Annotated in this window: 22 protein-coding genes and 1 pseudogene; 13 read left to right on the plus strand and 10 right to left on the minus strand. The window is 65.9% G+C overall.

The window, feature by feature from the left end; translation table 11 throughout:
- The first annotated feature begins 25 nt into the window (after nucleotides 1-25).
- From ACFK0J_RS22840 to ACFK0J_RS22865, 6 genes are read left to right on the plus strand one after another with little or no spacing between them, the layout of a single operon-like run.
- On the plus strand, nucleotides 26-871 hold the full coding sequence (locus ACFK0J_RS22840; RefSeq protein ID WP_378730472.1) for a PaaI family thioesterase: 846 nt from the start codon (nucleotides 26-28) through the stop codon (nucleotides 869-871).
- The gene (locus ACFK0J_RS22845) at nucleotides 868-1,131 is read left to right on the plus strand and encodes a phosphopantetheine-binding protein (protein ID WP_378730474.1); all 264 of its coding nucleotides are present in this window, start codon (nucleotides 868-870) and stop codon (nucleotides 1,129-1,131) included. Before ACFK0J_RS22840 ends, ACFK0J_RS22845 begins: the two co-directional genes overlap by 4 nt.
- Nucleotides 1,128-2,156, plus strand: a complete 1,029-nt coding sequence (locus tag ACFK0J_RS22850; protein ID WP_378730476.1) for a ribonucleotide-diphosphate reductase subunit beta — start codon at nucleotides 1,128-1,130, stop codon at nucleotides 2,154-2,156. Before ACFK0J_RS22845 ends, ACFK0J_RS22850 begins: the two co-directional genes overlap by 4 nt.
- Nucleotides 2,153-3,805, plus strand: coding sequence for an AMP-binding protein (locus tag ACFK0J_RS22855; RefSeq protein WP_378730478.1), 1,653 nt, complete (start codon nucleotides 2,153-2,155; stop codon nucleotides 3,803-3,805). The genes ACFK0J_RS22850 and ACFK0J_RS22855 overlap by 4 nt, the downstream gene beginning before the upstream one ends.
- Nucleotides 3,802-4,536 (plus strand): maleylpyruvate isomerase family mycothiol-dependent enzyme, encoded by a 735-nt coding sequence (locus ACFK0J_RS22860; RefSeq protein ID WP_378730480.1) that lies wholly within the window; start codon nucleotides 3,802-3,804, stop codon nucleotides 4,534-4,536. Before ACFK0J_RS22855 ends, ACFK0J_RS22860 begins: the two co-directional genes overlap by 4 nt.
- A 23-nt stretch (nucleotides 4,537-4,559) precedes the next feature.
- Complete coding sequence (locus ACFK0J_RS22865; RefSeq protein ID WP_378730482.1) at nucleotides 4,560-5,612, plus strand: MupA/Atu3671 family FMN-dependent luciferase-like monooxygenase; 1,053 nt, start codon at nucleotides 4,560-4,562, stop codon at nucleotides 5,610-5,612.
- Nucleotides 5,613-5,716: 104 nt separating this feature from the next.
- On the opposite strand, the gene ACFK0J_RS22870 is transcribed toward ACFK0J_RS22865, so the two are convergent.
- From ACFK0J_RS22870 to ACFK0J_RS22895, 6 genes are all read right to left on the minus strand, one after another.
- The gene (locus tag ACFK0J_RS22870; RefSeq protein ID WP_378730484.1) at nucleotides 5,717-6,907 is read right to left on the minus strand and encodes a cytochrome P450; all 1,191 of its coding nucleotides are present in this window, start codon (nucleotides 6,905-6,907) and stop codon (nucleotides 5,717-5,719) included.
- Nucleotides 6,904-7,647 (minus strand): tRNA-dependent cyclodipeptide synthase, encoded by a 744-nt coding sequence (locus ACFK0J_RS22875; RefSeq protein ID WP_378730486.1) that lies wholly within the window; start codon nucleotides 7,645-7,647, stop codon nucleotides 6,904-6,906. The genes ACFK0J_RS22870 and ACFK0J_RS22875 overlap by 4 nt, the downstream gene beginning before the upstream one ends.
- A gap of 451 nt (nucleotides 7,648-8,098) precedes the next feature.
- A complete protein-coding gene (locus tag ACFK0J_RS22880) occupies nucleotides 8,099-8,239 on the minus strand; it encodes a hypothetical protein (protein WP_378730488.1) in 141 nt (46 codons plus the stop codon).
- Between the two features lie 101 nt (nucleotides 8,240-8,340).
- A complete protein-coding gene (locus ACFK0J_RS22885; protein WP_378730490.1) occupies nucleotides 8,341-9,519 on the minus strand; it encodes a hypothetical protein in 1,179 nt (392 codons plus the stop codon).
- Between the two features lie 368 nt (nucleotides 9,520-9,887).
- On the minus strand, nucleotides 9,888-10,535 hold the full coding sequence (locus tag ACFK0J_RS22890) for a hypothetical protein (RefSeq protein ID WP_378730492.1): 648 nt from the start codon (nucleotides 10,533-10,535) through the stop codon (nucleotides 9,888-9,890).
- Nucleotides 10,536-10,685: 150 nt separating this feature from the next.
- On the minus strand, nucleotides 10,686-11,372 hold the full coding sequence (locus ACFK0J_RS22895; RefSeq protein ID WP_378730494.1) for an LGFP repeat-containing protein: 687 nt from the start codon (nucleotides 11,370-11,372) through the stop codon (nucleotides 10,686-10,688).
- Between the two features lie 291 nt (nucleotides 11,373-11,663).
- Between ACFK0J_RS22895 and ACFK0J_RS22900 the strand changes: the two genes are divergently transcribed.
- The 6 genes from ACFK0J_RS22900 to ACFK0J_RS22925 all read left to right on the plus strand — a co-directional run bounded on the left by ACFK0J_RS22900 (nucleotide 11,664) and on the right by ACFK0J_RS22925 (nucleotide 16,984).
- On the plus strand, nucleotides 11,664-12,359 hold the full coding sequence (locus tag ACFK0J_RS22900) for a DUF2993 domain-containing protein (protein WP_378730496.1): 696 nt from the start codon (nucleotides 11,664-11,666) through the stop codon (nucleotides 12,357-12,359).
- Between the two features lie 79 nt (nucleotides 12,360-12,438).
- Nucleotides 12,439-13,293, plus strand: coding sequence for an alpha/beta fold hydrolase (locus ACFK0J_RS22905; RefSeq protein ID WP_378730498.1), 855 nt, complete (start codon nucleotides 12,439-12,441; stop codon nucleotides 13,291-13,293).
- The gene (locus ACFK0J_RS22910; RefSeq protein ID WP_378730500.1) at nucleotides 13,290-13,502 is read left to right on the plus strand and encodes a hypothetical protein; all 213 of its coding nucleotides are present in this window, start codon (nucleotides 13,290-13,292) and stop codon (nucleotides 13,500-13,502) included. Before ACFK0J_RS22905 ends, ACFK0J_RS22910 begins: the two co-directional genes overlap by 4 nt.
- Before the next feature lie 317 nt (nucleotides 13,503-13,819).
- On the plus strand, nucleotides 13,820-14,905 hold the full coding sequence (locus ACFK0J_RS22915) for an FAD-dependent oxidoreductase (RefSeq protein WP_378730502.1): 1,086 nt from the start codon (nucleotides 13,820-13,822) through the stop codon (nucleotides 14,903-14,905).
- A gap of 109 nt (nucleotides 14,906-15,014) precedes the next feature.
- Complete coding sequence (locus tag ACFK0J_RS22920) at nucleotides 15,015-15,533, plus strand: GNAT family N-acetyltransferase (protein WP_378730505.1); 519 nt, start codon at nucleotides 15,015-15,017, stop codon at nucleotides 15,531-15,533.
- A 245-nt stretch (nucleotides 15,534-15,778) separates the two neighbouring features.
- Nucleotides 15,779-16,984: a glycoside hydrolase family 76 protein gene (locus ACFK0J_RS22925; protein WP_378730507.1), complete on the plus strand. Its 1,206-nt coding sequence runs from the start codon at nucleotides 15,779-15,781 to the stop codon at nucleotides 16,982-16,984.
- A gap of 70 nt (nucleotides 16,985-17,054) precedes the next feature.
- Here the strand turns inward: ACFK0J_RS22925 and ACFK0J_RS22930 are convergent, their stop codons facing one another.
- Together ACFK0J_RS22930 and ACFK0J_RS22935 are read right to left on the minus strand one after the other, a co-directional pair.
- Nucleotides 17,055-17,804 carry a P-loop NTPase gene (locus ACFK0J_RS22930; RefSeq protein WP_378730509.1) on the minus strand — a complete coding sequence of 250 codons (750 nt, stop codon included), beginning with the start codon at nucleotides 17,802-17,804 and terminating at the stop codon, nucleotides 17,055-17,057.
- Between the two features lie 93 nt (nucleotides 17,805-17,897).
- The gene (locus tag ACFK0J_RS22935; RefSeq protein ID WP_378730511.1) at nucleotides 17,898-18,476 is read right to left on the minus strand and encodes a dihydrofolate reductase family protein; all 579 of its coding nucleotides are present in this window, start codon (nucleotides 18,474-18,476) and stop codon (nucleotides 17,898-17,900) included.
- A gap of 361 nt (nucleotides 18,477-18,837) precedes the next feature.
- Here ACFK0J_RS22935 and rph point away from each other — a divergent pair, with 361 nt between their 5' ends.
- Nucleotides 18,838-21,462: a rifamycin-inactivating phosphotransferase gene (gene rph, locus ACFK0J_RS22940; RefSeq protein WP_378730514.1), complete on the plus strand. Its 2,625-nt coding sequence runs from the start codon at nucleotides 18,838-18,840 to the stop codon at nucleotides 21,460-21,462.
- Between the two features lie 7 nt (nucleotides 21,463-21,469).
- Here rph and ACFK0J_RS22945 read toward each other — a convergent pair whose 3' ends face one another.
- Nucleotides 21,470-22,417, minus strand: a complete 948-nt coding sequence (locus ACFK0J_RS22945) for a collagen binding domain-containing protein (protein WP_378742961.1) — start codon at nucleotides 22,415-22,417, stop codon at nucleotides 21,470-21,472.
- Between the two features lie 15 nt (nucleotides 22,418-22,432).
- Nucleotides 22,433-24,727 (minus strand): annotated as a pseudogene (locus ACFK0J_RS22950) (MMPL family transporter); the annotation flags it as partial.
- Nucleotides 24,728-25,716 lie beyond the last annotated feature (989 nt).

The following is a 25,716-nucleotide window of genomic DNA, read 5'->3' on the forward strand; positions in this document are numbered from 1 at the left end:
CACCACTCAGAGAGGACACCCTGTCTTGTCGAACTCGATCGCAGGCGATACCACCATCGTCGACCACTACCCCCGCTGTTTCGGATGTGGGTCGAACAACCCCGCCTCCATGCGGATACACGCGGTGCGCGACGGCAATCGGATAACCGCGGATTGGCTGCCCCCGGAAACCGCCGAAGGCGGACCCGGCCTGGTGCACGGCGGATACCTCGCCGCGGCCGTCGACGAGATCCAGGCGCTGCTGGCCTCCTCGGTCGCCGGCGTTCCGGCGATGACGGCCACCATGTCGATCCAGTACCGCAAACCGGTGCTCCTCGGCCGCCCCCTCACCCTGGAGGCCGAGGTGACCGAACAGCGCGGGCGCAAGCTCACCGTGACGATGCGCGCGCTGGACAACGAATCCGGCGAAGCGTGCTTCGAGGGATCCGGCCTCTACATCGCGGTCCGGTCCGAGGTCTGGATGAGCCAACTGGACAAGGGCGGCAAGAGCTTCAGCGGAATGGATTTCTCCAACGGCGATCTGTCCACCTTCTTCGGCTGGCACGTGCGCTCATTGCGGGAAAACTACCGCGGTACCGCCGACAGCGACTCGCTGACAGCCAGGGTCGAGTTCGCGAATCTCCAACCCGCCCAATGGGTCTTTCGTCTGAACGGTCCCGAACTGAATATCGATCCCGCGACCGATGCGGAGTCGACCGTCGATATCGAAATTCATCCGCTGGACTTCAACACCTGGCTGGCCATGCTCGAGCGGCCCGAGCGGGCCGCCGAGCTGCTGGCCGAATCCGGAACCCGAGTCCATGGGGAGCCGGGCACACTCACGAAATTCTTCGCGCAGCTATCGAGCACGGAAACAAAGGTGACGGAATGACATCGAGTATCGAAGAACAGATCGGCAGGATCATCGCCGGGTTGGCACCCAAGGCCGATATTTCGATCGAGCCGAACAGCAGACTGGTCGAGGATCTGGGTTTCAATTCCCTCATCCTGCTCGAACTGGCCATCGCACTGGAGGCGGAGTTCAGCCTGCCCGACCTCGACCCCTCGGCCGCCGCCCAGATCGTGACCGTGGCCGATGTCATCGAACTCACCGTCGGGCGGCTGCCCGCCGCGGAATCGGAACCGGTGTGAGCGCACCGGAGGCCGCCGCCGAGGACGGGACCCAGGCGCTGCTGGCAGCGGACCGCGACATCAGCGGACGGGTCGCACCGCTGGACCTGTACTACCGATGGGAATCCCAGCACTGGCAGATCAGCTCGCTGACCATCGCACAAGACCGTCCCGATTGGGCAGCCCTGCCCGGTTTCCTCCGGGAAGAGTTGCTGCATACCGTCTTTCGCTTCGCCGCGGGCGAGCTGGCGGTGACCCAGACCCTCGCGCCGATCGCGCATGCGGCGCCGACGGAGGACTACCAGATCTACCTGTCCACCCAGATCGCCGACGAGGCCCGGCACGCCCTGTTCTTCCGGACCTACGTCGACAGCCTGCGGGCCGTCGGTATCGCACCGTCGGTAATCGACCGCGAAGGCGACGAAACAGTCAGTGTCGGAGACCTTTTCGAGCAGTCGCTGCGCACGATCACCGACCAGGTGCGGGCCGACCCCGACGATCTCGCACGCTGGTACGAAGCAATCGTGGTCTACCACTTGCTGATCGAGGGGACGGTCGCGATGACCGGCCTGCACAGTCTGCTGCGCACCATCCGCGAGCACGGCGGTTTCGCCGCACTGCGCGAGGGGCTCACCAATGTCGCGCGTGACGAATCGCGGCACGTCAACTTCGGTGTGCTGGCGTTGCGCGACGGAATTCGGGCGGGGCACCGAGAGCTGATCGTCCACGCGGTCCGGCGGCACGTTCCCGCGGCTGCGTTCACGATGGTCGCCCCCGAGTACCGCGACACCACCCCACGGCTGGTGCAGTCGCTGACCGACCGGCCCCGGCGGATCGGCGAGCAGTGGCAGTTCGCGATCGCGTCGCTCGACAAGCGGTTGACGGCGACCGGTTTGGAGCCCGAAACCGTACGGTCACTGGTGAATTCCTTCCGCCAGGGCTGCGTCGACGCAGTGGCCCGCTACCGGGAACTGCATGGCGTCGACCATCCAGTGCGAGTGGAGTCGATGGATGCCGACCCGCTCGTGGCCGAGGTGGCGTTGTGATCACCGACTTCTTCACCTGGACCGATCAGCCGTCCACCACGCGGGGAATCCACCGTGCGGTCGCCGACGGTTGGCAGCTGACGACCTACGACGAGCTGCGCGATCGAGCCCGGGCGCTGGCCGAACGGTTGCTCGACTCCGGCATCGGGCGCGGCGACGTGGTGTCGATCATCGAGCCGAAGGTCGACGACTTCGTCGCCGCCTTCTTCGCCGTCCTGCTGGCGGGGGCAGCGCCGAACCCCATCGCACCGCCATTTCCATTGCAGGGGGCCGATTCCTACCGCCGCCAGCTCATCCGACTGCTCGGGGTGGCACGGCCCGCGACCGTCTACGCACCCGCCCGATACGAGTCCCTGCTCGAGCCGGTGCTGGGTAACATCCCGCGACTCGACCACCGAATCGGGCCGGTACGCACCACGAATTTTCCGCAGTGCGCGCCTACCGACATCGGTCTACTCCAATTCACCTCCGGCAGTAGCGGAACCCCGAAGGCCGTCCGGGTGCCGCTCGCGAGTCTGCAGGCGAATATCGCCGACATCTTCGCATGGCTGTCGGTAGGTCCGGACGATCACATCGCCACCTGGCTGCCCGCCTATCACGACATGGGGCTGATCGGCTGCCTGCTCGCGCCGACGGTGGCGGGACTGGAGATCGATGCCATGGCGCCGATGGAATTCCTCCAGGAACCACAAAAGTGGTTGTCCTGCTTCGGAACCCGGACGGCGACAATCGGCGCCGCACCGAACTTCGCGCTGTCCTACCTGCTGGCCAAGGTCGACGGAGCGGCATTGGCGGAGATGAACTTCGGCCGCTGGCACGCCCTGGTGGTCGGCGCCGAGCGAATCGACCCCGCCGTGCTGCGCAGGTTCGCCACCGAATTCGGCCCCTACGGCTTCCGCTCCACCGCGATCTGCCCCGCCTACGGACTCGCCGAGGCCACCCTGGCGGTCAGCGGTGTCGGCCCACGCGAACCGGTCGAGGTGATCACCGTCGAACCCGGATCCCAGCGGATCACCGGGCCGTTCGATCTCCTGACCGCGCCGCTCACCGACGGCCGGACCTGGCTCGTCGGCTGCGGGCGGCCGGTCGGCACGGTCAGCGTGCACCTCAGCGAGGAGTCCCCCGGGACCGGCGAAAAGGTCGGTGAATTGTGCGTCACAGGACCGAATGTCGCTCTGGGATACCGCACCGCGGCGGGCGATACCGATCTCGCCCGAGACGCTGTCGGCGGACTCGCCACCGGTGATGCCGTCGTGCTGGTGGACAAGGCGGTGTATCCGATCGGCCGCATCGGTGACGCGGTGAAGATCCGGGCCACCACCGTCTACGCCGAGGACCTGGAAGCGGCGGTGGTGAACGCCACCGGGGTACCGTCGAATCGCGTTGTCGCACTTGCCGGAACAGTAGACGGCCGCCCGCAGATCGCCGTCCTGCTCGAAACCGCCGACCTCGACATGGAGATCGTCGGCACGGTCGTGCGCGCTCACGTCGGCGGTGATGATGCGCGGATTCGGTTCTTCCACGCGGATTCGGGCATCATCGAGCGCACCACCAGCGGCAAGCCGCGCCGTCGCCGGATGTGGCAACGCCTGACCGATGGCGAACTCGACCGCCTCGAAATGGGTGCACCGGCGGGCAGCGGAACATGACCACGCCGGACAAGCGGATCGAATGGCTGGAACCGATCGCCGCCTCCACCCGACGATTCGCCGCGACCGTGCGAACACTGACCGACGCGGACGTGTCCGGCGCTTCGCTGATCCCACCGTGGACGCGCGGGCATGTCGTCACGCACGTCTGCCGGGCGGGCGACAGCCTCGTTCGACTGTTGAGCTGGGCCCGCACCGGCGTCGAGGTGCCGCAGTACCCGAGTATGGAATCCCGCGCCGCCGAAATCGAGGCCGGTGCGGCGCGGACGGTGGCCCAACTGCTCGCCGACCTGGCCGAGAGCGCCGAACGCTTCGCCGTGGCGGTGCAGACACTTCCGCCCCGAGCGTGGGACCGTAGCGTCCGGCCCCGCACCGGTGAACTGCGCACTCCGGAAACCCTGGTCCCCATGCGGCTTCGGGAGCTGGAGATCCATCACGTGGATCTGGACGCCGGGTACTCGTTCACCGATATTCCGCCGCCCGCGGCCCGTTGGATTCTCGACGACATCGCCGACGCCCTGCAGCACCGCGAGTCCGACTGCCCGGCAATGCGATTGCGAGCGACCGACAGCGGATTCAACCGCCGGGTCGGCACACCGGAGGCTGGTCCGATCACTGTCGTCGGCTCGCAGGCCGACCTGCTCGGCTGGCTCAGCGGGCGGTGGCCGGTAGCGCGGACGGCACTGACGGCCGGTGCCGACCCGGTGCCGAACGCACCCAGGTGGATCTGACAGCAGCCGCCACAGCCGTGGCGATGAGCGAGAGTATTTCGATAGCAATGGAATTCAGCCTCTTCTTCTTCTCCAGCGATGCGGAGCGCGACGCCGCCGAACGCTATCGACTGCTACTGGACAGCGCTCGATTCGCCGACGCCAACGGATTTACCGCGATCTGGTTGCCGGAACGGCACTTTCACCGGTTCGGCGGTCTGTACCCGAATCCCGCGATTCTCGGTGCGGCACTGGCCGCCTCGACCGCACGGCTGCGGATCAGGGCGGGCAGTGTCGTATTGCCGCTGCACCATCCGGTTCGGGTCGCGGAAGATTGGTCCGTCATCGACAACCTCTCCGGCGGGCGGGTGGACGTCGCGTTCGCGACCGGATGGAATCCCGACGACTTCGTACTGGCTCCGGACAACTACGCCGGACGGGTGGAAACGACCCGCTCCGGCATGCAGATCGTGCAGCGCCTGTGGCGTGGCGACCAAATCGCTCTCGACAACGGGACCGGCGAAGAGCGCACGATCGGCTTGTTCCCCACACCGATACAACCCGCCTTGCCGACCTGGCTGACCTGTAGCGGTGGTATCGAACGCTTCCAGATGGCGGGCGCGATGGGTGTGAATATTTTGACCGCCCTGCTGTTCCAGGGGACCGATGAGTTGGGCGAGAAGTTGACGGCCTACCGCAAGGCGCGAGCCGAACACGGTCACGACCCTGCTGCCGGCACCGTCACTCTGATGCTGCACACCTTCCTCGGCACTGCCGAACAACACGTGCGCGATACGGTCGAAGGGCCTTTCACCAAGTACCTGGCGGACTCGATAGACCTCTGGCGGCGCGGATCGGAAGACCTGGCGAACCTGACACCGCGGCATCGCTCGATGGTGCTCGCGTTCGCGTTCGAACGGTACTACCGATCCAACACTCTTTTCGGTACTCCGCAGAGCGTCGCACCGATGGTCGAGAGGCTTCGCGACGTCGGGGTCGACGAGACCGCCTGTTTGGTCGACTTCGGCGTACCCGACCATGAGGTGCTCGCCGGTCTCGAACCCCTTGCGGCCCTGGCGAATCGGCAGAAGTCCTGATCTCGACCGCGGCAACCTCGGCTTGCCCGCTCCGGCCCCGCTCGAGTACGGCTGGTAACCCCCGCCCCGCTTCGCTTGGGACGGGGGTTATCGAACGGCGGTGACTACCACAAAACGGGTAGGCGCTCCGGGATTCGTTTCATGAAGCGGGTGCGCCAGACGAGTTGGTCGATGGGCACGGCGAGGTCCAGACCGGGCATGCGGTCCAAGAGCACTTCCAGGCCGATCTGGGCGTGTCTGCGGCCCAGCGCGGTGGCCGGGCAGAAGTGCTGACCGCCGCCGAAGGACAGGTGCGCATTGCCGTTGGGGCGATTCAGATCGATCGTCTCGGGCGCAGGGAAGGCGGCGGGATCGAAATTGGCGCCTTCCACCAGTACCAGCACCAGTTCACCCTTACTGACCAGGACGTCCCCGAGCTGGATGTCTTCGGTCGCCAGCCGCGGCAGCCCATCGCCGATGGACAGGTTGATGCGCAGCAACTCCTCTACTCCGGCGGGGATCAGCGCCGGGTTTGCCAGCAGCTGAGCCTTCAGCTCCGGATGCTGAATGAGCGACACCAGCGCCATGGTGAGGAAGCCGCCGGTGGAGATCACGCCGGCGCCGAACAAGGTGACCCCGACGGTAGCCAGCATCTCCTCCGAAACCTGTGCGTAGTCCGGATCGTCCCGCAGTGCCGCGAGTTCGGCCATCAGGCCCGAGGTGGCCGGGTCGTCGAGACGCTCGACCATGTACTCGATATCCCGATTCCAGTTGAGCTCGGCGGCCGCGATGGGCTCCGCGGAATTCATGAACGCGATGTGCAGACTGCGCATCAGCTTGCCCGCATCCTGTTGCGGAATGCCGAGGATATGACAGTGCAGTGCGGCCGCGAACGGGTCGGCGAAATCATTGCGCAGGTCGGCGGGAGCACCCTCGGCGACGAGGTCGTCGACCAGCCGCGCAGCCGCGGTCCGCAAGAACTCCTCGAGGCCGGGCGATTTCGGGTTCAGAGCCTTCATCACCGCCTTGCGCAAACCGGCACCGGTGATGTTGCCCATGTTGTTGACCACTTCCGGCGGGATAGTGAGGGCGTACTGTCGCGGCGCCCCCGGCGCGGAGGTGTCCTTCAGCGAGAACCGCCGATCTTCCAACACTTGTTTGCACAGGGCGTAGGAGCTCACCAGCCAGGCCTCGTCACCGGCGATGGTGCGCACCTTGCGTACCGGCGTGCTTTCCCGAAGGACGTTGACCTCCTCGGGAATTCGGTCGCCGCGGGCGGAGAACGGGAAATCGAGCAGGGTGTCGACGGTCGTCATGCGGTGGGTCCTTCGAGGGGAGTAACGATGGCGTGACCCTGGTTGCGGGATGCGCGGAGTCCGGAACCGCGCGCATACAACAGTTCCGCCATGGGCAGCAGTTGGTGATAGCAGTTCAGCGACGACGGCACCCCGAGAATCGCGGGCGTGTCCAGGAACAGTGGGGCCTCGGCGCGGATGTAGTCGAGGCACACCTCGTGCTGGCGGCAGGTAGGTGCGCGCCCATCCAGCACTTTCGAGGACAGGAACCGCGTCACCAGTTCATGACACACCGCGCGGAATTCCTCATCGTCGGCCGATCGCCTGATGAGATCCGCGTGCAGGTCCCGGTACGCCTCGTTGGACCGGAACTCCGACATCGCCGTGGCGAACAACCGCTGTCCAGCCGGATCCACATCGTCAACGGCCGCAATGATTTTGGCGCGCACACCACGGATGTTCTTGTCTGCCTTGCGCCGAGCACCGAGCTCGGAATATCCCAGGGCCTCGAACATCTCGGCCACATACACATCGGTATAGACGATGTCGACTCGATCGAAGTGCGCCAGTCCCCACCGGGCGAGATCCCGGATTCGCTGACCGGAGAAGTAGCTGTTTCCTGGTGACACACCGATGACGGCGTGATCACCATCGTGCTGGACCACCTGGCAGTGCCGGGTGAATGGCCGGACCAGAAAGCCCTGCTGGACAATGGGTCTCAGTGTTTCTAACGCAGATCTGGAGAGCGTTGCCGACGTCACGATTGCGCGCCTTTCGCTGAAGAGTGATCTACCGAATTACCCGCTCATTCCCGCTCTGCCGAGGCAGTGGTGCACGCCGTTGTCCCCGAGCCCCTGCGTCGCTCGCGAGTTCTTCGATCCTCACGGTGCGCACCGCGCCGCGGCAACGACGAGAGATCCAACGCCCACACCGCATCCCCGCGCGAGATTCTCGTGATCGCACAGTTCCGAACTCGACCGTCGTCACCCCTACGGGTACTGTCTCAGCACCGTGCCGGTGATGTCTGCCGCCAGCTAGGCGACGCCGTAGTCGTCGATCAGGGCGACGATGACAGCCGGTCGACCGTCATTGAAAACACCTGTAGAGCAGCCGCTTTCGCGGCAGTCGGCTGCCCAGTCCTTGTTCGGCGATGTCGGAAGAGTTAGGGACGACCTGGGCCGGTTGAGAGAGCGGAAACGACGACAGAGAGGCCTACGAGTCCGCCACCGGGCCCCCGCAGGTGACGTTGCCGTTGCGGTAGATGAATTCGTTGTAGAGGTTCGCTGGCAGCAAAGGATTCGGCCGCACCGTCACCGAGCATCCGGGGTTTTCCCGGATTACCTTGGGCCGCATCGACCGCCCACACGTTGCGGCTCGCCGAAGCAGAGTCGGTCGAGCCGCGCGTACACAGGTGGCTCGACCGACTCCGGATGTCGTGGCGGACTCGGGATAACTCAGAAGGCGCCGGTTCCGTTGGGGGTGCCCAAGCCGGTGGGCCCGTCCCAGCCCGCACCGGATTTGCACCACACGGCGGTGGTGCAGTTTCCATTGGTGCCGGAGGTGACGTCGTAGAGGTTGGCGGCGTGCGCCCAGGTGTAGGACGCCGGAACGCCCGCGGTGTTGCCGGACAGGGCGTAGACGGCGGCGATGATCGGGGCCGACGCGCTCGTACCGCCGAAGACCATCCATCCGGCCGAGCCTTGACTGGGTGTCGAATCGTATACGGCGACACCGGTATTCGGGTCGGCGACGGCAGACACATCCGCGTTCGCCTTGCCGCTGCACCGGGTGGCGGCGGTCTGCCAGGCGGGTTTGGCATTGATCGTGGAGCACCCGCTGCCCGCACTGGACCATGCCGATTCGCTCCAGCCCCGGGCACTCGTGTTCTTCACCAGGCTGGTCCCGCCGACGGCCGTCACCGTGCCGAAGGAAGCCGGGGATTCGACGCCGTAGCCGCTGTCGCCGGTCGACGCCGTTATCGCGATGCCGGGGTGGTTGTACGCCGACCTCGCCGCGGAATCGTTGCCGCCATAGGAGTTGCTGATGGCAACGACTCCGGGCACCGAAGCGGCGTAGTCGACCGCGGTCCCCAGGTCGGCGAACGACGCGGATTTCGCCTCGACCAGCAGGATCTTGCAGTCCGGGCAGGTGGCCGAGACCATGTCCAGGTCGAGACTGATTTCCTGGGCCCAGCCGGCGTCGACCTGCGGCAACGCGGTGCTGCTGCCGGTTTGCCCGACCTTGGTGAAGCATCCACTCGCGGTGGTGCACGGTGCCAAGCCGAATTGCGAGCGGTAGGTGGCGAGATCGGCCGCGGCCGTCGGGTCGTCGTAGGCATCGATAATCGCCACGGTGCGACCGTTGCCGCTCGCGGATGCCAGGTTGTACGCACCCCGGATGTCATTCGGGCCGAAGCCGGCCGGACCGGCCGTGAGCTGGGGCGTGATCCCGCCCTCGTCGACCCGGACCAAGGCGTGGCACCGAGCGAAGTGGGCGGGAACTTCGGTGCAGACCCGGGCCGCTTTGTGCCGAGGAACGCCGGGCGGTGGATCAGCCTGTACTACTCCCGCTGTCGATCCGGCGATGCCGATTATCGCGATAGCGACGAGGGCCGGTCGAGTCGACCATTTCATGCGAACTCCTAAGACTATCCACGAGTGCGGGAGCAAGACCGCCCCGGACGGGGCATAGGAACAAGGTTTACGACTGGCCATTTCGTCGGCGTTAACCGCAGAATAACTCGAAATGTATTGCCGTGCCGCACATTTCTCTACCACGAAGTAATCGAATCTTCCTCTAGCCGATCTCGTGGATTACCCGCACCGCGATCGGTCCGAGCCTGCGCCGCTGATCGGCCCCGAACAATGCGGTGCCGCGGAAGTCGCTCGAATCACGAAAATGGGTAGCAGCGGAATAGACGAATTGCCCGTCTCCGCGAGGGCCACGGGTTAACCGGCGGACGACAGACTCGCCCGCCGGTCGTTTTCGTCACCACTGTGGATCAAGCGTGTCCGCCGCCCAATCCCGGCTTGTGCATACGTGGCTGTGTTCCGACGGTGGGCCGCTCGGTGGTAGTCACCGGTCCTGGCGCGTCGACCACGGCACCACGATTGTCCGTTCGTACCGCGTCTCTGGCATCGACCTCGCGTCGGGCGAAGGCGATATCGCGGGCACTACGCACTGACAACCGGCCCAGTGAGGTCGCGGCGAAGAACAGGATCAGCGCGCCGAGACCGTAGAAGAAGGTCAGCTGCAAGATGGCGCGTTTCAGGTCGGACGTCGCGACCGGGTCGCCGACAGCGCCGATGTTCAGCAGGTCCGCCAGGAACGGCCCGACGATGAACCACAGGCCCGCCGCCGCTGCCAGCCAACCACCGAAGCCGGCTACCAGGCGGTTGCGACTGGCCAGCATCAGCAACCCACCGATTATCGCGGTGACACCGGGAAGCACCTCGAGCCAGCCACGTGCCGATGTCCACACCCATGACTCATCCGGCGTGAACGCGAAATCGAAGTACGGCCCGAGGAACGGAATCAGTGCACCCCAGATACCCAGCAATAACACCGCGAGCCCGCCGAGGGCTCCCCGGCTACGCGGAATTCTGAGCGCCGGGCCGCGGTCCGCGGAAATGTTCTGGTCGGCGTTCATCAGAGCCTCCATTCGTCGAAGTAGCTGCTCTTACCGCCTACCCTCGGTTCGCAGACATATGCGCAAGCTGCATAACTGGGTCCGCACACGGCCACAGTGGGCCCCCGGGTCTCGGGCAGCCACCGTACAAGCCGGGACAGCCGATAAATGTCAGCGGGGCGGATGCCACTCGATGCGGCCGCCCTGGAAGTCTTGGGCTCGGCCGTCGTTGTAGTCGTACTCGTCGCTGATCGGGTAGCCGTAGCGGCCGTTCTCCCAGTTCTGGCTCGCCCAGATGTCCCTGATCGCCCCGACGATCACGCGGGCGCCGGTGTCAGGTGACCAGTAGATCGAACCGCCCTCGAAATGCTGCCCGGCCCCGTCGTTCTTGGCGCGGAACTCGTCGATGACCGGGAAGCCGAGTCTGCCGTCCTCCCAGGAGAGGGTGGCCCACTTGTCGCGGATCGCTCCCCAGGTGTTGTGCGCCCCGGTCGCCCGCGACCAGTGAATCGTGCCGCCCTCGAAGTGGTTGAAACGACCTGGCTTACGGGTCGGGAGCTCTCTGCTGGTGGGATAGCGCAACGCGCCGTTCTCCCAGCCGAGTTCGCCCCATTTGGCGCGGATCGCACCGCCGATCTGGTTGGCATGACCGTCGGATACCAGCGGATGCCAATAGATCGAGCTGTCCTTCTCGAACGCTTGCCAGCGGCCGCCGCGGGCGGCATCGGACTCCGGGTTCACCGCGTTGCCGAAGAAGACGAAACCACCGGCCTCGTCGTATTCCACCCGTATCGCTCCGTAGATCGGGTATGGCTGCGCGGAGGCTTCGGTGGGAGTCAGAGTCAGGGTGGTGAGCATCGCGAGAACGGTGGCGGCCCGGACCATTCCGGCAGATCGACGGCGCCCGTGCTTCTGAGTTCGCGGACCAGGTGACATGGCAGCTCCTTGCGCCCCGTGTATGGAAGCTAGTTTACTTGCGCCCGAGCGCCTTCGACAGTGTCGAAACCCCACTACGACAGCCGGTTTCGGGGTGGCCGACCGCCCGGTCCACGACCTCGCGGATCGCCGGGGACCACAGCATCCGGGGGCGCGGGCACCGGCCCGCCGCGATCCACAGCATGATGGTGGAATGTTTGAACGGGTGAGCGCATGCGCGCATTGCTGATATTGATCGTCGTGCTGGCGATTGCGCTGGTCGTCGGCGACCGGGTCGCGGTCGTGATGGCACAGAACGAGATCGGCCGCAAGATCGCCGCCGAATACGAGCTCGCGCACCAACCGAGCGTCGACATCAACGGCTTCCCATTCCTGACCCAGGCCGTCGACGGCAAATATCACGACATCGACATCCAGGTCGGCGACTGGAGCGGACAGAACATCACCGTCCACAACCTCGATGTCACGCTCACCGACGTAGCCGCGCCGCTGACCGATCTGCTCAACAACCGCACATCGAACCTCGTCGCGACCACGGCGGCAGCGACGGCCGTGGTTCCCTACGACACCGTGCGGGGCTTCGCCCCCTCGGGAGTGGAGTCGATCTCCTACAGCCCCGACGGGGTGCGCGTCACCGGGACATTCTCGGTGGAAGGAATCCCCGTGCCCGCGACGGTCGTCGTCACCGTCGCCCCCACCGAGGACGGCATCGAAGTCACTCCCGTCTCGGTCCAGTCCAAGGTCGGCGGACCAACGGTCCCCCTGTCGATGCTGCGCCGAACCCTCACCTTCACCGTGCCGCTACAGCGCCTCCCGCTCGGCGCACAACTCACGGCCATCCAGCCCGGCACCGACGGCCTCCACGTCACCGCCGTGGCCCACGACGTGCACTTCTCCAACCTGCCGTGAGCACGGACCCGGCCCACCGTGCTCACAACGTCCTCCGCGCAGCGCGAGACCAACTCCGAACGGGCCTAACGTTGCATTCGTGACTGATCACCTTTCCCATGGCGAGAAGCTCGTCGAGATCAACGATGTCGAGCTGTGCGTCGAAACCTTCGGAAATCCCGCGAATCCGGCGATCCTGCTCATCGACGGTGCGGCCGCCTCGATGCTCTGGTGGGAGTCCGAGCTGTGCGAACAGATCGCGCGCGGCGACCGGTTCGTCATCCGCTACGACAACCGGGACACCGGCAGATCCACCAGCTACCCGCCAGGGCGGCCGGGTTACACGTTCACCGATCTGGCCGGGGACGCGCTCGGCATCCTGGACGCCCTGAACGTCGAGCGCGCGCACATTGTCTGCCGGTCGATGTCCGGCGGAATCGGGCTCATCCTCGGGGTAGACCACCCCGACCGGGTGAAGTCACTGACGTTCGTCTCCACCTCCACGGGCGAGGACGGACTCCCGCCGTCGTCGGACGAGCTGAGCAGCGGCATCCCCGCCGATCCGGACCCCGCCGATGCCGCCGCGGTGGTGGACTTTGTTGTCGCATCGGCAAAGGCGTACTCGGGCGGCTCGCCCTACTTCGACGAGACCGCCACGCGCACGCTGGTCGAGCGGGACGTGGCCCGCGCTCGCGACATCGCGTCCACCCTCGTCAACCACTATGCGATGAGCTTCGACGGATCTTCCCGCGATTTTGCCGCCATCAAGGCGCCGACTCTGGTGGTGCACGGCGACCGCGACCCGGTGTGCCCGCTCCCGCACGGACACGCGGTGCGCGACGCGGTTCCCGGCGCGACACTGCTGACCCTGGAAGGCGCCGGGCACGACCTGCCGAAGCCGCTGTGGGACGTGTTCGTCCCGGCGCTGCTCCAGCACACCGGCGGCCGACCATGACCCGGCTGCGGCCGGCGCTCTGGCTGCCGACCTTCGAGGAGAAGGCTACAGTGACGGTGATGTCCGATTTGTTCGACTACGACGCGGAATTGCGCCTGCACAACGAACGCTTCCGCGCCGCGACCCGCGTTGGTGCTCACGACTGCGTGCTCGACATCGGTTGTGGCACAGGGCAGTCCACGCGCGAGGCGGCCCGCGCCGCCGTCTGAGTGGGCCACCGCGATCCGCCAGTCCCTCACCGCCGCCTCGGCCACACCCCGCGGGCCGGACCCGTTCTCGCTGGCCGACCCGACCGTCACCGAAGGCATCCTGACGGCGGCGTGTACTTCGACTCACGTGCCTGGATCGTCACAGCTCGCCGCCCACTCTGACCATCTCCTACCGCTCGGCGCTCACCACCCGCGAGATAGGCGCATGAGCACGCAAGCCACGCGCAAGGGCGGTGCAATTCCCGCACGGCAACCTCGTCAGCGTGACCGAACACGCAGAGCAGCAAGCCAATCGCACCCCAGCACGAGGAACCACCATGCCCACATCCGTGACGATCATCGGCGCCGGCCTCGGCGGACTCACCCTCGCCCGCGTCCTGCACCTGCACGGCATCGCGGCCACAGTCTATGAGGCAGAGCCGTCCCCCACTGCTCGGGCGCAGGGCGGGCTGCTCGACATCCACGACTACAACGGCCAACTCGCCCTCGAAGCGGCAGATCTGATGAACGAGTTTCGCGGCATCATCCTGGACGGGCACCAGGCGATGCGGGTCCTCGACCCGGACGGCACCGTCCTGGTCGACCAGGCCGACGACGGCACGGGCGGACGCCCCGAGGTGCAGCGCTCCGAGCTGCGCCAGATCCTGCTCGACTCGCTCCCAGCCGGTACCGTCCGGTGGGCACACAAGCTCAGCAGTGTTCGTCCCCTCGAAAAGGGCCGCTACGGGCTGACTTTCGCCGACGGCAGCACCGTCGCCACCAGCCTGCTGGTCGGCGCCGATGGCGCGTGGTCCCGAGTGCGGCCGCTGTTGTCCAGTGCCACCCCGGAATACGCGGGCAAGTCGGCCGTCGAGACCTACCTATTGGACGCCGACACCAACCATCCCGCCGCCGCGAAAGCTGTCGGCGGCGGGTCGATGATCGCGGCAGCCCGGGGCACAGAGCTCTTCGCGCACCGGGAAAAAGACGCGACCCTGCATATCTACGCGATACTGGCCAAACCGCTGGACTGGTTCGCCGCCATCGATTTCACCGATACCGCCGCGGCCACCGCACGGATCGCGCGGGAATTCGACGGCTGGACACCGGAACTCACCGCGCTGATCACCGAGAGCGACACCGCACCGTTCCTGCGCCCCCAGTACACGCTGCCCGTCGGACACCGGTGGGATCGTGTCCCGGGAGTGACCCTGCTCGGCGACGCCGCCCACCTCGCACCGCCGACCGGCGAAGGAGCCAACCTGGCCATGCTCGACGGCGCCGACCTCGGAAAGGCCCTTGCCGCGCACCCCGATGACGTCGAAACCGCGCTCACCGAGTACGAGCAGGCCATGTTCCCCCGAAGTGTCGAGATGCCCTTCGAAGCCGTCGAGTTCTTCGAGAGTTTCCACCAGCCACGGTGAGCAACGCCCGCCGGGCGGAACCACCGCTGGGCTCGCGGTCGAATCCTGCTTGCTGGCTTACCATTTCACCAACCACATCAGTGTGAGACAAGGCGGTGGCTTGGGCCCGATGATTCTGCTTGACGGAACCGGCACCGCCGTAACACATATCGACGCGCTCATCGACCTGTATGCCGAGGTGTTCGCCGAGCCGCCCTATTACGAGGGGCCGGAGCAGGTTTCGTGCTTCCGCGGACTGCTCCTCGATGAAATGGACCGCCCCGGATTCGCGGTAGTCCGAGCGGTGCACCACGGCACACTGGTCGGCATGGCCTACGGGTTCACGATCCCGGCCGAACAGTGGTGGCACGACGCCGCGACACCACCGCCGCCCGCGGCCATCGGTGTCGCGAAGTTCGCGATCATGGAACTGGCTGTGCGGCAAAGCCATCGTGGACAGGGACTCGGCCGTGAACTCCTCGACGAACTGCTGCGCGGTCGCACCGAACCGATCGCCGTTCTCGGCGTCGACCCCAGCACCCCCGCGTACGCGATCTACCGCGGGTGGGCATGGCGCGAGGCCGGACACACGATCCCGAAGTCCGGCCGTTCCTACGCCCTCCTGCTGACCGACCTGCCACCTGGATGAATACGACACCGGCCTGATCGCCGTCTAGTAGAAGATCGGCAGTGCGGCGGGCGAAGGATTCTGCCCGGGCCAGGTCGGTGAGACACTGGGGCGATGGCACCTAGCTCATGGTGCGGCAGTCGGAGGGGCTTCGCACCGCGGCGTGGCGTCACGGGTCGACGCCGCGCCGCGGCGGTCATCGCAAGATAAGATGTAGCTGCATGGTTCCGGCTTTGGTGCTCGTTCAGTAAAGGGAGTCCGCGCGGATGGATCGCCGGAACATGGGGATCAGCCGACGTCGTGTGTTGTTGGCGACTGGAGCGTCGATCGCACTCAGCGTCATGGCGGAGCCGACGCAGGCGGTGACTATCACGCGGAAGGTGTCTGTCGCGCCCGAGGATCCCGGAAAGCGGGCTGAACTGGCGGAACAGGCGCTCGTGCAGCGGCATGTGCGCACGCTCTGGGGTCGGCCGCAGACGCGACTGGGCACGCTGGTCTGGCCTGCGTCCTCATTGGACCAGTCGTTCGTGCGATGGTGCTATTGGTGGCAAGCCCACCTTCTCGACTGTGCGGTGGACGCCGCGTACCGCGCCCGCACCCCCGAACGAATAGACCGGGTCGTTTCCATCGCCCGCGGTATTCGGACCCGCAACCTCACCGGCTGGACCAACCGGTATTACGACGATATGGCGTGGCTGGCGCTGGCGCTCGAACGCGCGGACCGGTTGCTCGGGGTGCGGTTCGGCGACGCTGCAAGCGATTTGAAAGCTGCCTTGATCGACGGCTGGAATCCGGTCGTGGGTGCGGTGCCTTGGCGGTCCGGCGACGAGTACTACAACACCCCCGCAATCGGTCCGACCGGTATCGCTATGGCCCGTTCAGGCGAGCTGTCCCGTGCCGGACAACTGGCCGATTTCCTGCACACCCGATTGCGCGACACCGACCGCAACCTGATCCTCGACGGCGTCCATGAGCCCGGCGGTCGAGTAGACCGCACCGTCCTCACCTACTGCCAGGGCGTGGCCATCGGACTGGAAACCGAGTTGGCAGTGCGCACAGGGGAATTGGAGCATCGCAGGCGCGCGGCGGCCCTCGTTGCCGCGGCTGCGGACGGGCTCACCCACGCAGGGGTGATCGCCGCGGCCGCGGGAGACGACTCCGGGCTGTTCATGGGTATCCTCGCCAGATATCTCGCGGAAGCCGCATTGGCGTTGGGCGACACGACCGCGGCGAATATCGTGCACACTTCCGCGCGGGCCGCTTGGAATCACCGCGCCGAGGTGGATGGGCTACCGCTGTTCGGTGTGGACTGGAGCCGCCCGGTCACGGTGCCGGAGCAGCCGGGCACCTTTCCCCAGCTCATGCAGTCGTCCGCCGCTTCGTCCGCGAACCTGAGCCGCGATCTGTCGGTACAGCTGAGCGGATGGATGCTGCTCGAAGCGGATTACCAGCTCACCGCCGCGGGACGCTGAGCCAGGGCGGCCGGATGTAGAGAAGCGTCCCTGCTCCGGCCAATTACCCTCCAGGTCACCCCAGTGAGGATCAGTCGGCGCGGGAGAGGTAGTCACGAACGGCCGTCGTGACCGGGGCGAGATCGGAGATGGTCGGTGTGGCGCCCGGCCGGTAGGGCAGGCTGGCGAGCTTACTGATGACGCGATGCCAGATGGTGCGATCGGCCGGGGTCGGGGGATGCAATTCGATGTGGTGCGCGCAGTCGGGACAACTGAGGTAGGCCATGTTCTCGATGCCGCCGAGTACCGGGATCTTCAGTTGGTTCAGCACGGTGGTGAGTCGATGGCTGTCGAGGTGGGACACTTCGGCTGGTGTGACAACAAGGATGACGGCGAGGCGGTCGGCGATCCGCAGCGCGTTCCCGATGCTGGTGGTTCCGGGTGGCAGGTCGACGATGAGGACCTCGCGGCGATTCCATTGGGTACGCGTGATCAGCCGGGTGAGCAGCATGTCAGCAAAGCCCTCCCCCACGGTGAAGGCCTGGGTGCCCGCCATCAAGAATCCGGCGGATGCGATTTGGATGCCGTCGACCTCGATCGCTTCGAGATCGGTTCGGTGGGGGCCGAAGTCGACGATGCGCAGCGACGCGGTCGGGACATCGCGGCGCAAGCCGACCATACGCGGAATGTCTGGGCCGGCGAGGTCGGCATCGACGAGACCGACGCGGACATCACTGGCGGTGAGTGCCCGAGCCAGTGCCAGTGCAACGCTGGACTTGCCGACACCGCCCTTTCCGCTGGCTACCGCGACGATGGGGGTCGCCGAGATGGGTGGGGTCACGTGTGCACGCTACCGGCTCGGCCGATCGGAAGGGCCCGAAATCATGGGTGCGAGCAGAGCGATGCGGCCAATGTTCAACGGGGAAAGGACAACTCAGACATGCAGGGTGGGCCGGTAGATGAGCTCTTGGGTGCGACCGTCCAGCGTCCGGCTCTCGATCAGCTCGAGGTCGAAGTCGGCCGCGCCCTGAAAGATCGGGTCCGCTCCGGTCTGACCGGTGATCACCGGAAAGACCGTCACCTGGACGCGGTCGACCAGACCGGCGGCCATCAGCGAACGGTTCAACGACAGGCTGCCGTGTGAGCGCAACGGCACTTCGGACTCCTCCTTGAGCCGAGCGACAACGTCGACGGCGTCGCCGCTCACGACCGTCGCATCCGGCCAGTCGAGCGGCCCTCGCAGCGTGCTCGACACCACCGTTGCCGGCAGATTCCGCATCCGGGTTACCCACGGGTCACGCACCTCGGACTCCTCGGTACTCGACGCCAGCATCTGCGCGAACGCTCGATATGTATTGGCCCCGAACACCATTCGCTGGTCCTCGCCGTATACCGCGAGGCGGTGCTCGAGCAGTTCGGGACCTTGCTTACCCCAGTAGCCTCGCCAGTTGCCGCTGGCGGAGCCGAAGCCGTCGAGGCTGGTAAAGACGTCGAAGGTGTAGGTAACGGTCATGCTGTTCTCCTCCGGTGCGGTCGGTCACGTTCGTAGATGTAGACCGGACACCTCGGCGAAACTCATCGCCGTTGGACCCTGGAGTCGCGCTCCGAACCCGAGACGACAACGCTTGTACGGCACCGGACGCGGGACAATTGCTCCGCTCGGGCGGGTCGCGATGCGTCTGTGCCGTTGTCCGACTACTCGATTCACGACTGACCGTCACTCGTCGACAGACCCACGCGCTACCTTGATGTAGGCGGTTCGTCGTTCCCTTCCCCCTTCTACTTTATACACGATTCCGTGGCCTCATGAGCCTCCGATTTGTGGTCCATAATCGCTCGCGAACTGCCGAAAACACCAGGTGAGGAGTAGCGGGATGGCCTATGTGCTCGGCTTAGGGGAGATCGACCGCACGCAAGTCGCGATCGTCGGCGGCAAGGGTGCGAATCTCGGGGAGCTGTCGCGGATCGACGGTGTCGAGGTGCCGGACGGTTTCTGTGTGACGACGGAAGCCTTCGCGCGGACCGTGGCGGCCGCGCCATCGATCGAGGATCGGCTCGACGAGTTGTCGCGCCTCGAACCGGACGATCGGGACGCGATCCGCGAGCTGAGCGCGCAAATCCGTTGCGCGGTCGAGGATTTCGTCATTCCTGAGGAGGTTGCGGCCGAGATCACAGGTGCGCACACCCGACTGGGTGCGAATGGCGCCTACGCTGTCCGATCGAGTGCGACCGCCGAGGATCTGACTACCGCGTCCTTCGCGGGCCAGCAGGACACGTATCTGAACATCGTGGGATCCACGGCGATCCTCGAACACGTGAGTCGGTGCTGGGGCTCACTGTTCACCGAGCGGGCAGTCACTTACCGCCTGCGAAATGGTTTCGGCCACAAGGCGGTTCGGATGGCAGTGGTCGTACAGCGGATGGTGTTCCCGCGCGCGGCGGGCATCCTGGTCACCGCCGACCCCGTCACCTCCGACCGGACGATCGTTTCCATCGACGCCGGCTTCGGCCTCGGTGAGGCCCTCGTTTCCGGCCTCGTGAACGCCGACGTCTACCAGGTTCGCCACGGCAATATCACCGGCAGGACGATCGCCACCAAAAAGCTCTCCGTCGAGCCCGCACCGACTGGCGGAACACAGGTGCGGGAGATCGACCGGAAGCGCCGTGACGAGCCGGTGCTCTCCGATGCCGAGGTGCTCCGGCTCGCCCGGCTGGGCCGCCGCATCGAAGCACAATTCGGCAGCCCGCAGGACATCGAATGGTGCCTCGACGGCGATGACATCCGCATCGTGCAGAGCAGGCCGATCACCACGCTGTTCCCGATTCCTGCGGCCGCCGACGAGCAATACCACGTCTACGTTTCGGTCGGCCATCAGCAGATGATGACCGACGCGATGAAGCCCCTGGGGATCTCGTTGTGGCAGCTCACGAGTCGGGCGCCCATGCGTGACGCGGGCGGTCGGTTGTTCGTGGATGTCACCGAGGCGCTGTCGTCACCGACGACCCGCACCGGGCTGGTCGAGGGGCTCGGCAAGTCCGATCCGCTGATCGGGGACGCGCTGCGGACCGTCATCGAGCGCGGTGACTTCGTTCGTCAAGTGCCGGAAGAAGATTCCGTCGGCGCACCGCCCGCGCCCGGTGCCGCACCCGCGCCGATCGAGGCCGATCCCGACGTCGTCACCGAGCTGATCGCGGAGAGCGAGGCCTCCCTCACCGCCTTGATACGCGACATCGAAACCAAGTCCGGACCAACGCTGCTCGACTTCATCCAGACCGATATTCAAGAACTGCAGCGTGTCCTGTTCACACCGCGGAGTTTGCAGGTGATCACGGCCGCGATGGACGCCGCGGGGTGGCTCAACGATCGGCTGCAGGAATGGCTGGGCGAGAAGAACGCTGCCGATGCGCTCACCCAATCGGTTCCCGGGAACGTGACGTCCGAGATGGGCCTGGCACTGCTGGACGTCGCCGATGTGATCCGCCCGTATCCGGAGGTAGTGGCCTACCTGCCGCGGGTCGAGCAGACGGCGCCGACGCGGGACGATTTCCTGGACGAGCTGACCGAATACCCAGGCGGCCACGAGGCGCGCGCCGCGATCGAGGGCTTCCTAGACAAGTACGGCATGCGCTGTGTCGGCGAAATCGACATCACCAGACCACGCTGGAGCGAACGCCCCACCACGCTCGTGCCGACGATCCTCGGCAATATCAAGAACTTCGGGCCCGGCGCGGGCAGGCAGCGCTTCGAAGACGGCCTTCGCGATGCCGAGCAGAAGAAGAAACAACTCCTGGAACGCTTGCGCACGCTGCCCGGCGGGGAGCAGAAGGCCGCAGAGACCGAACGGATGATCGATCGCGTCCGCACTTTCTCCGGGTATCGGGAGTATCCGAAATACGGCATGGTGAGCCGATACTTCGTCTACAAGCGGGCCCTACTGCGCGAGGCCGAACGTCTGGTACAGGCCAGAGTTCTTCGCGAGCCCGAAGATATCTTCTACCTGAGCTTCGGCGAGCTCAGCGAGGTGGTCCGCACGCACCGTCTGAGCGCGGAGCTCATCGATGAGCGCAAGGAGGCATTCCGCGCATATCAGGCACTCACTCCGCCGCGCGTGCTCACCTCCGACGGTGCGGCCCTCACCGGCGCGTATCGACGCGAGGATGTGCCCACGGGTGCACTGCCCGGCATGCCGGTGTCCGCCGGGACGATCGAAGGTCGCGCCCGCGTCGTCTCCGACATCGCCCAAGCCGATCTCGAACCCGGCGACATCCTGGTAACCGCCTACACCGACCCCAGCTGGACCCCACTGTTCGTCGCGATCGCAGGCCTGGTAACCGAAGTCGGCGGCCTCATGACCCACGGCGCCGTAATCGCCCGCGAATACGGCCTCCCCGCCATCGTAGGCGTAGAGCACGCCACCCACCTGATCCGCGACGGCCAGCAAATCCGACTGAACGGCACAGACGGCTACGTCGAGATCCTCTCGCCGCAGCCCGAGTGAACCCCACTCACAACAGCTCCGCGTGTTCGTCGATGTCGAAGCCCAGGCGGATGTCGTGGTCGACTTGGTTGCCGGTGATGGTTACCTGGTCGGTCACCAGCGGGTAGCCGCGAGCTACGACGGTGTATTCGCCCTCGGGCAGGTTGGCCACTGTGTAGCGGCCGTGCTCGTCGGTGTGGGCGGTGCCGACGGCCGCACCGGACCAGTCGAGCACGGTGACTTGGGCGTCATGCACCGCCCGGCCGTCGGCGCGCACCGTTCCCGACAGAGTCGCCATGGGGGCCAGTTCGACGTCGAAACGTAATCGGCCGCTGTCCGGCACGGTCAATGTTGTTGCGGTGGGCCGCATCCGGGCGGCAACGGCCACGAACGTGTAGGTTCCCGCCAGCAAACCCTTGCAGGTGTACGCGCCGTCGGCCGCCGTCACGGCAGCGCCGACCACTTCACCGTGCAGGTCGGTCACGGTGACCGTGGCACCTGCCACCGGCTCCCGCGCGGCCGTGCGCACTACACCCGACAACTCGCCGGACCCCTGCAGCGTGACGTCGACATGCTGCGGGCCGTCCGCGGCGGTGACGTTCACCGCGGCGGGTTGATGCCCGTTCGCCGAGACGATCAGGACATAGCTTCCGGGCGCGGGGAATTCGATGGTGTAGGTGCCGCCACCGTCGCCGGTCGCCCGCGAAACCTGATGTCCACGTTGGTCGATCAGTGTCAGCGCCGCGTCCGGCACCGGGTGCCCGTCATCACGGCGAATGCCGCCACGGATCGTCCGGCCACCCGCCGGGGCGAGGACCTGTCCGTTCGCTACACCCGACAACCGTTGCGCCCCACTGCTGTTCGTGACCGAATGTGGGTCGCCAGCTGCGGCGAGCTCCGGCTCGGAGATGACCGGCGCGGCAGGCTCCCAGATCTGCTCCGCGGCCTGCACCGGGACCTCCGACTCCGCCGACACGTAGTGCGCAGCGACCGGCTCGGACTGCGCCCGCTGCAACTCTCGCAGCTTCGCCCCCTCGACGTCGATGTCCGGCAGCATGCGATCGAGCCACCTCGGAATCCACCAGGACCCCCTACCCATGACCACCAGCAGCGCCGGGACCAGCACCATCCGCACCGCGAAGGCGTCGATGGCAACACCGGCGGCAAGTGCGAAGCCCATCGACTTGGCGGTGACGTCGGATTCCAGCAGGAACGAACCGAACACTGAGATCATGATGATCGCCGCCGAGGTGACCACACGAGCACCGTGGTGGTATCCGGAGATCATGGCTTCCTTCGGCGACTTGCCGCGCACGTATTCCTCGCGCATGCGGGTCACCAGGAACACCTGATAGTCCATGGCGAGACCGAACACCAAGCCGATCAACATGATCGGCAAGAAACTGATGATCGGCCGCGGATCGGAGATCAGGCCGAAGGCGCCTTCCTGAAAGATCAGTACGGTGGCACCGAAGGTGGCCGCCATGGAAAGCAGGAAACCCAGGGCCGCGGTGAGCGGGACCAAAATGGACCGGAACACCAGGATCAACAGTACGAACGCCGCACCGGCCACGATCGCCAGGTAAGGGACGAGCTTGCCGAGCAAAACGTGATCCATATCGGCGTAGATGGCGGTAGTGCCGGTGATGCCGTACTCGATGCCGTACTGCTCGGTCAATGCGCCCTCGGCGGCGCGCGCGTCGCGCACCAGGTCCTTGGTGGCCTGATCGTTCGGCCCCGATTTCGGGACGCCGTTGAGCATTACGCCCAGCCCGTTCTCGCTGACCTGCGGCGTGGTGACGTAATCCATCTCGGGGAACTCGGCGAGCCGGTCGCGCAGCGCCGTGACCGCGGTTTTGCGCTCACCCTCCGGCACCTTCTCCAGGTCGGCGGCCACGGTCAGGATGCCGTTGCTGCCTTCGCCGAAGCCCGCCGTCCGGATGTCGTAGGCCTGCCGGACCGTGGAGTCGGGCGGGAAGCTGTCCTCCCCCGGCAGACCCAACTGCAGGTCGAGGGCCGGAGTGGCCAGCGCGGCCAGTGCGGCGACAGCGATGAGCAGCGCGACCCACGGTCTCTTACCGATCACCCGGGCCACCCGCATGCCGTTGGTGACGGAGGTGTCGTCTTCCGGGTCGTGCCGGGCGACCAGCGGCATCTTCGGCTTGAACAGGAAGCGGCCGAAAACGCCGAGCAGGGCGGGCATCAGTGTGATGGCGGTGAGTACGGCGAAGAAGGCCGCCATGGCGCCTCCGAGACCCATGAAGGTCAGGAAGTTCACCCCGACGACGCTCAGCGCACCCAGGGCGACGATGACGGTGAGACCGGCGAACACCACCGCGGATCCGGCGGTGCCGACGGAGACGCCCGCGGCTTCTTCGGGACTTTCCGCGACATGCAGTTCGTGCTTGTAGCGGGAGACGATGAACAGTGCGTAGTCGATGGACAGCGCGATACCGATCATCGACGCCAGGAACGTCGTGAAGCTCGGTACCTCGACGATCGAGGTGCTCAGCGAAATCACCAACATGGCCGCACCCAGGCCGACGATGGCGGTGATGATCGGCACGAAGGCTGCCACGACGGCGCCGAACGCGATCACCATGACGATCAGCGCCACGCCCATACCGATCATCTCGGCCTGGCCGCTTGGCTGCTCCTGCTCCTGCTCGATGGCCCCGCCGACCTCGACGGTCAAGCCCTGTTCGCGGGCGGGGTCGGCCACGGCGTAGGCGGCGTGCCGCTCTTCGTCGCTGATGTCCATCGACGAGGCGATGTCGAACGGCACCGCGAGCACGGCGACGGTGGCCGGGGCATCCTTGCTCAGCACATTGAGCGGCGCGCCGGAGCATACGGCCGGGTCGGCGGCGGTCAGGCAGCCCATCGCCTTGGTCGCGTCGACCGGATTCTTCAGCGCCGCGGCGTCTTCTTCGGTGACGAGCTTATGTTTGCCGCCTTCGACCGACAGCGCCTTCAGGTCGGCGATCAGCTTGTCGATGGCGGCGCTGTTCTTCGCGTCGGTCAGCTTCGTACCTTCGGGCGCCTTGATGACGTAGGCACCGCTGACGGCGTCGATACTGAACCGATCGGACATGCCGGGAAACTGCTTGTCCAAGATCTCGGTGGCGCGTTCCGACGGCAGCGACGGCATGCTGAATTCGTCGCTCATCGATGTGCTCAACAAGCCGCTGGCGAGGCCGAGCACTCCGAGGAGTACGAGCCACACCGGCAGAACTATCCACTTGCGGCGGAAGGCGAATTTGCCCCAGCGATAGAGGTATACGGACACGAATGAGTTCTCCTGGAGGTAACCGGGTTGTGCTGAGTTCAGGGCCCGTATACAGCACCTTCGCGGCCCGCTTTGCATGCGAACAGCTCCCCCGACAGCCGCTATCTACCTACCGCACGGTAGGAGTGATGATCGATAGGAAGCCGTAAACGGAGGAGTAACCTCTAGTCGCGAGAGCCTACCGCACGCTCTGACACCTCCACCCTCGGCTCCAGCAAGCTCACCGCTCGAGACTGGAGCTACACCACTCCGGTGGCGGACCACTCGCCCAACCACGTTGAGCGACTGATCCGTTCCCAGCGCGCCAGGCAGCCCGCAACCCTTCTTATCGGCATTGAGCTTGCCCGGTTCGCGTCGGCGCGACCGCACGCCGGTAACGCTTACCAAAGATTTGAAAGCTTCAAGATCGTTGGCCGCCGAAATGCCCACTGACAGCGGGGTTCCCGCGCGATCTCATCGGTCACGAAGCGAACATCCCGCGGCCCAACCGATTAGTTCGCCTGGCGGTCAACAGTTTCGACGGGCTCAGGCAACTTCAGCTCAGGACGCAAGGTCAGGCAGGTAGCGATAGGGGTCGCCGGGGTCGAGGATCGACACCCGCGGATCCCGCTGGATGTTGCGGTATTCTTGCCGGTCGGTGCCGGTCGAGACCAGGACTGCCCGGGGGCGACCTCGCGGCGTAGGCCGTCTCTCATGTCGTCGATTTCGCGTCTTCTGTTGCGGGCCGATGCGGAATGTTCATTGCCGCTCGTCGCGACGGGCGTCCCTCAACTGCTGGATTTCGCGTTGTAGCGCCTGCCGGGACTCTGCGGTCAATCTTCGCATTCCCATTTCGAGAACTGCTCGCGCTTGCGCCTCGGTGAACCCGAACTGCGCGCTCAAGCCCTCCACGGCGTCTTGTTCAGATGATGCGTCAGCGACGATCTCGACCAAATCGCCACGCCGGTCGATAGCGTTGATCATGGCCTCGAGCACCGAGATGCGCTCGT

The organism is Nocardia brasiliensis, from assembly GCF_042691675.1.
In the GTDB taxonomy this organism is placed as follows: domain Bacteria; phylum Actinomycetota; class Actinomycetes; order Mycobacteriales; family Mycobacteriaceae; genus Nocardia; species Nocardia brasiliensis_D.